Genomic DNA, 5,013 nt, shown 5'->3' on the forward strand with positions numbered 1-5,013 from the left:
TTTTTGATTGTGAACAATGCTCTTTTGTTTGTGATAGAGACTTGAACGCTAGTCTCAATCTAGCTTCTTTGGCGGTGAGTTCCACCGTGTCAGCCTGGGGAGTAGATAGTGCCGACACTGCTACCTTGAAGCAGGAAATTAGCTTCAAATTTGCTCATGAGTAGATTTGAGTAAGTTTAATAGAACGGCAAACTTTGAGCAGGGATGACTGAATAAGCCGCAAGCTTGTTAGAGTATTGAGAGTAATTTTGAGCGAGCGATGATACTACAGCCTTTTCTTTCTTCCGCTTGGAGTTTTAACATTCCCCTGTTAGCCTCGGCAGCTACAGCCGAAACTGCCGATAGTGCCTTAGTTTTAGCCTGCGTGCTGCTGAGTTTGACCGTTATTTATTTCGCCTGTAAACTGGGGGGAGAAATATGCGTCCGATTCAACTTGCCCCCCGTGTTAGGAGAATTAGTCGGTGGCGTGATTATCGGGGTTTCTGCCCTAAAATTACTGGTTTTTCCGGAAGGAGGGGCGGGATTCGAGGATTCTCTCCTCATTCATTTCCTACAATCCACTTCTCCCCTCACCCCGGAGGAATCTCCCGCCGTTTTTAGTGCTGCCAGTGAGGTGATTTCCGTCCTCTCGGAATTGGGGGTAATTATCCTGCTGTTCGAGATTGGTTTAGAGTCAGACTTGCAGGAATTAATTCGCGTCGGTCCGCAGGCAGCCGTCGTCGCAGTGGTGGGAGTTGCGGTTCCCTTTTTGGTGGGTACTTTGGGTTTAATCTATATCTTTCATCTGGCCACCATTCCCGCCATTTTTGCCGGGGCAGCTTTAACCGCTACCAGTATCGGCATTACCGCCAAGGTTTTAGCAGAAATAGGGCAGTTATCGGCGAAAGAAGGTCAAATTATCATCGGGGCAGCGGTTCTCGATGATATTCTCGGTATTATCGTTCTCGCTGTCGTTGCTTCTTTGGTGAAGACCGGAGAAGTGCAAATTAGCAAAGTAATTTATTTAGTTATTAGTTCTAGCGCTTTTGTAATCGGGGCGATCCTGATCGGTCGTTTTTTAAGCCCCTTTTACGTTCAATTAGTTAATAGCATGAAAACTAGGGGACAATTGCTCTTAGTTTCCCTGATTTTCGCCTTTATTCTTGCTTATATTGCCCAAGTTATCCAATTAGAAGCGATTCTCGGTTCCTTTGCTGCGGGCCTGGTTCTAGGGGAAACGGAAAAGCGATCGGAATTGGCAGAACAAGTGTTCCCGATCGCCGATTTATTTGTACCGATATTTTTCGTCTGTGTGGGGGCAAAAACCGATTTAAGTGTCCTTAATCCCGCTATTCCCACTAATCGAGAAGGATTAGTCTTGGCCGCTTTCTTAATTGTCGTCGCTATTTTGGGTAAAGTGGTGACGGGGTTAGCCGTTTTCAGCAAGGAAAAACTCAATCGCTTGGCGATCGGAGTTGGCATGATTCCCCGGGGTGAAGTGGGTTTAGTCTTTGCCGGAGTCGGGGCTGCTAGTGGCGCTTTATCCCCCGCTGCCGATGCGGCCATTATTATGATGGTGATCTTGACTACCTTTATCGCTCCGCCCCTGTTAAGGTTAGTATTTAAAGAACCTACCGCCAGCCCTCAATCAGTGAGCAGTGAGCAGTGAGTTAGGAGCTAGAGGATAGGGAGATAGGGTAATTTCAACTAAAACCCCAAAACCCCAACACCCCAACAACCAATCCCTGATCACTGATCAGAAACATAGCAGACCATGCCAACGTCCCATAAGCTTGTTTTTATTGATAGTCATTCTCAGAGCATTAACGGAGCTATGGATGGCCAAAAATCGACAAAATTGTCCATTTTTACCGAAAAAAGGTAATTGATAACTGAGCAACGGGAGCATCGATCGTGAGATTTCATTGGTTATTCCTAAGCGCATTAACTTGGTTGCTGGTGGCGGCCCCTGCTTGGGCCGGCAAGCTCGTCTTTTGGCGATTCGACACCAATGAGAATCGTCTGGTGTTCACCACCGACAATCGAGTGCAACCGCGAGCGCAAATGATCACTAACCCCACCAGGATCGTGATCGATCTGCCCGGGATCAAGTTAGGGCAACCCAATATTAACCGGCCCATTGGCAATATCGTCAGAAGTGTCCGTATTGGTCAATTTGATGCGGAAACTACCCGTTTAGTGATTGAATTGGCCCCAGGCTACACCTTTGATCCTCAACAGGTAAAAATTCGCGGAATTTCGCCCACCCAATGGACAGTGGAATTGCCAGAACCCCAACCAATTAGGGAGGAAACGCAACCACCCGTCACCCCTGACCCCACACCTCCCCCCGATCGCGGTTCCACCCGTCCCACTCCCCCACCTCCAGTTAGCCAGACGGACAACAACGATGATTTTCAGGTAACTCGCAATGGTCTTTTTGTCCGTTTAGAGCAAAATGGTGATGAGCGATCGATCCGCAGTCAACGCAGCCGGGACGGCAAAAAAATCGAATTTGAATTACCCGGGGCCACTTTACCCAGTAGTCTCACCGGTCAAACTATCCCCGTCAATCGCTATGGGGTCGGCGATATTCAATTCAGTCAGACTGCCAATCAACGGGCCAAGATTTCCCTGAGCGTTAATAAGGATAGTCCCGATTGGCAAGCTCTCTATAGTCGTTTTGGTGGTTTGGTTTTACTGCCTAGGGGTGGTCTGGGTTCCGTGGATAATATCTCCTCTCCCCCCCCCACTAGCGCCACTAATCCCAATCCTCGCCCCAACAATCCCCCCCCGAAAACTGCCAATAATCCCCCTTCGAGCAATCGTTTGGCCACGATCTCCTCGATCGATCTGGCGGGTAATAACGATCGCCTGTTAATTCGTGCGGATTTACCCCTAAAAGCTAACGGCAGTGTTAACCGGGATGGTGTCTATGAACTAAGCATCGAAAATGCTAAGTTAGCCGAGTCTTTTCGCGGTCCGCGCTTTGGTCGCTCTAGTCCCATCTATCAATTGCGGGTACGTCAGGAAAGCAGCAATCGGGTGCTGATTTTGGTACAGACGGCCGCGGGTTTTCAACTGGGACAATTAACTCAAACGGGCAATCAAACCCTAGCCCTAGAATTGCTTTCCTCCCGCAATTCTAGCCCCCTTTCTCAGGTTCCTGACTACACCACTATACCTGTCCCTTTACCCCCCAATACGGGGCAATTTAACCCACCGCCGCGCCCTTCTAACCCCACTCCTAATCCCCCCCAACAACGCAATAGCCGCTTTCTAGTGGTGATCGATCCGGGCCACGGTGGTAAGGACCCGGGGGCGATCGGAATTGGTGGCCTTCAGGAAAAAAACGTAATTCTGCCCATTTCCCTAGAAGTTACCCGCATCCTGCAACAACAGGGCATCGATGTGCGTCTAACTAGAGATAGTGATTTTTTTGTCACCCTGCAAGGTCGCACGGATCTGGCTAACCAGATCGATGCCGATCTATTTGTCAGTATCCACGCTAACTCTATGGGGAAAGCACGACCGGATGTCAACGGATTGGAAGTTTATTACTTCGGTGATCGCCGTTTGTCGGACACCATCCATCGCAATATTGTCCGCAGTGTCGATATGCGCGATCGGGGGGTGCGTCGGGCCCGTTTCTATGTGCTGAGAACCTCGAAAATGCCCTCTACCCTCGTGGAAGTGGGTTTCGTTACCGGCGCTGAGGATGCTGCTAAATTAGCCAATGTCAACTTTCAACGACAAATGGCGGCGGCGATCGCTGGGGGGATTATTGAATATATTCAACGAAATCTCCGTTAATGATTAAATGATTGGAGCATTAGTTTACTGATCAAAAAATCCGTGTTTTAATATCATCAAATAAAGCTATTTTAGATCAGCGTTTTCCTCGATATTATCTATGAGAGAATCACAACTTAGTCCGATTGGTGTGTTTGATAGTGGTGTGGGTGGACTGACCGTTTTAAGGGAGTTGTATCGACAACTGCCCCAAGAATCAATTCTCTATTTCGCTGATACCGCTAGACTGCCCTACGGAACCCGTTCTAAAGGGGAAATTATCGAATTTGTCCTGGAAATTCTCACTTGGATGAGCGAGCGCCGGGTGAAAATGGTGATTATGGCTTGTAATACCAGTTCCGCCTTGGCTTTAGAAGAAGTACAGGCCGAATTTAAAGATTTACCAATTTTGGGGGTAATTTTACCCGGGGCAAAAACTGCCGTGCAAAAAGGAAAGCGCATTGGGGTGATTTCTACTCCCGCTACGGCTAAAAGTAATGCCTATAAACAAGCGATTCAAGAAATCGATCCTACTGCCCAAGTTTGGCAAATTCCCTGTCCTGAATTTGTCCCTTTGATCGAGGCTAACCGCATTTTTGACCCCTACACCACACAAGTGGCTAGGGAATATCTTCAGCCTTTACTAGCAGAAAATATTGATACTCTGGTCTATGGTTGTACCCATTATCGCCATCTTTCCCCGGTTTTACGTCGTCTTTTACCTAGTTCCGTGCGGTTGGTAGATCCCGCCGCTTCCGTTGTCCGAGCGGCGGAAAAAGAACTAGAATTATTAGGTCTAAAAAATCCCGAAACACCCCTACCTACTAACTTCGCAGTTAGCGGTGATCCTGACACTTTTGCTCGTTTATCTCGTCAATGGCTCGGTTTTTCTCCCAGGGTAGAAAAGGTTTATTTGCAATGTCGGGTGAAGACCCTCGGTTTTACCGATGGGATGAAACAAAGGCCAGTATAGAACAGCGAACCACAGCTAAAAATAATTGTCTAGTCTCAAGAGCGAAATCTCGAATGACTTCTGACATTGTTAATGGCATTCTAGTTGCGTATTCCGAAGTGCGCTTGCTCTTCTTTTGGGGTCATTAGCGGGAGCATCTCACTTACGCGATAAGTAATTATACTTAGCCTAAAAGCCACTCTTAATCGTGTCTTGGAACGAAATAGAGGCTTTTAAAGACTGCGTACATGGAGAATTAAAACAAGAATTACCCTCGAAAAGCCTATTTT

General features: G+C 47.7%; 3 protein-coding genes. All 3 read left to right on the top strand.

The features are described 5' to 3' along the window. Positions 1 to 259: 259 nt before the first annotated feature. Entirely contained in the window at positions 260 to 1,648 is a 1,389-nt protein-coding gene (locus O9295_RS20370; protein ID WP_288034901.1) for a cation:proton antiporter, read from the top strand. Between the two features lie 245 nt (positions 1,649 to 1,893). Continuing rightward, a complete protein-coding gene (locus tag O9295_RS20375) occupies positions 1,894 to 3,792 on the top strand; it encodes an N-acetylmuramoyl-L-alanine amidase (RefSeq protein ID WP_288034903.1) in 1,899 nt (632 codons plus the stop codon). Between the two features lie 100 nt (positions 3,793 to 3,892). Then, positions 3,893 to 4,744, top strand: a complete 852-nt coding sequence (gene murI, locus O9295_RS20380) for a glutamate racemase (protein ID WP_012267850.1) — start codon at positions 3,893 to 3,895, stop codon at positions 4,742 to 4,744. Positions 4,745 to 5,013 lie beyond the last annotated feature (269 nt).

The sequence above is a fragment of the Microcystis sp. LE18-22.4A genome, from assembly GCF_027531105.1.
GTDB lineage: Bacteria > Cyanobacteriota > Cyanobacteriia > Cyanobacteriales > Microcystaceae > Microcystis > Microcystis aeruginosa.

Bases quoted from the DNA above. Each gene is read 5' to 3' on its own strand.
- O9295_RS20370 (WP_288034901.1), top strand. From the start codon at position 260: ATGATACTACAGCCTTTTCTTTCTTCCGCTTGGAGTTTTAACATTCCC.
- murI (WP_012267850.1), top strand. From the start codon at position 3,893: ATGAGAGAATCACAACTTAGTCCGATTGGTGTGTTTGATAGTGGTGTG.